General features: G+C 51.7%; 1 protein-coding gene. It reads right to left on the bottom strand.

Translation table 11 applies throughout. The annotated features are described in order from the left end of the window. A partial coding sequence (locus tag J0A66_RS23495) for a hotdog family protein (protein WP_500676678.1) occupies positions 1 to 178 on the bottom strand: 178 nt, incomplete at its 3' end. Positions 179 to 288: the final 110 nt, after the last annotated feature.

Raw genomic sequence — 288 nt, 5'->3', positions numbered from 1 at the left:
GAAAATCGATTTTGTAACTGGCCAGAATCAGCGGCCAGTTTGCTAAATCCAGCTTGGGGGTAAAGATACGAAAGATAGGTTCGCGGGCGGCTTCAAACCACCCGGCCAGAACGGTATTGCTGACATGGCGCAGAGCGTCGGTTTCGTAAAAGCGTACTTCAAATTCCTGGCTTAACATCTGCTTTCCCTTCCAATGGCAGGGCGGTGACTTGTGGTCAAAACCGACCCTGCAGATTCGTTGCCGGGGTTAACTGCTACCCCAGCATAGGTTTAAGGAACCGACCGGTA

The organism is Bowmanella dokdonensis (assembly GCF_017254865.1).
In the GTDB taxonomy this organism is placed as follows: Bacteria; Pseudomonadota; Gammaproteobacteria; order Enterobacterales; family Alteromonadaceae; genus Bowmanella; species Bowmanella dokdonensis.
This window is presented reverse-complemented; position numbering and strand designations above follow the sequence as displayed.